This window comes from Rhodovulum sp. YNF3179, assembly GCF_050586465.1.
In the GTDB taxonomy this organism is placed as follows: domain Bacteria; phylum Pseudomonadota; class Alphaproteobacteria; order Rhodobacterales; family Rhodobacteraceae; genus CAJXYS01.
The window spans coordinates 1-841 of sequence record NZ_JBOCEG010000014.1; the positions used below are offsets into that span (position 1 = coordinate 1).

Consider the following 841-nt stretch of genomic DNA (forward strand, 5'->3'; position numbering starts at 1 on the left):
TAGGGTCAGGACTCACAACCAGAACATGACGGTCGCCGTGATGCAGATGGCGGAGAGGAAGAGTTCACCGCATCTGTCGTAGCGAGTGGCGATGCGGCGCCAGTCCTCGAGGCGAGCGAACAGGTTCTCGATCCGGTGGCGCTGCTTGTAGAGTTTCCGGTCATGGCGGGCGGGGTTCTTGCGTCCGTGCCGAGCCGGGATGCAGGCAATAGTCCCCTTGTCTGCGAGGCCATCACGGAACCAATCGGCGTCGTAGCCCTTATCACCCAAGAGCGTCCTGGCAGGCGGCAGGGCGTCCATTAGGACCAGCGCGCCCTTCGCATCACTCATCTGGCCTGGGGACAGGAAGAAGGTTAGTGGCCGACCCAGTGCGTCGCAGAGCATGTGCAGCTTCGAGTTTAGACCGCCTTTGGTCCGCGCGATGGCCCGCGGGCGCGTCCCCCGTTTGAGAGGCTTGCCGCCGTGCGGTGGGCTTTGATGTGGGTGCTGTCGATCATGATCACGTCGCCGTCTGGTCCCGGCTGGGCAAGCTCGACGAAGATCCTGGCGAACACGCCCATTCGGGACCAGCGGACAAACCGGTTGTAGAGGGTCTTCGGCCGCCCATACACGGCAGGCGCGTCCTTCCACCGCAACCCGGCCTTCTTGATGTAGATTATGCCGCTCAGTACCCGCCGGTCATCAACCCGAGGCTTGCCCCGGGACTTCGGAAAGAACGGCCGCAGCCGCTCCATCTGCTCGTCGGTCAGCCAGAAATGCTCGCTCATCATTCCCCCATTCGCTTGGGAGCTTGAATCATGCAGACAGTGCAGCCTCAAACGGGTTTACGGGTCCTGACCCT

The 841-nt window shown here is 62.5% G+C and carries 1 protein-coding gene; it reads right to left on the reverse strand.

All coding sequences use genetic code 11. From position 1 onward, the window contains the following. Positions 1 to 12: 12 nt before the first annotated feature. Positions 13 to 767, reverse strand: a protein-coding gene (locus ACQ5SP_RS16485; RefSeq protein WP_430939502.1) for an IS5 family transposase whose coding sequence is annotated in 2 segments (ribosomal slippage) — positions 13 to 429 and positions 432 to 767 — 753 coding nt in all. Because the reading frame shifts where the segments join, the coding sequence is not laid out codon by codon here. Positions 768 to 841 lie beyond the last annotated feature (74 nt).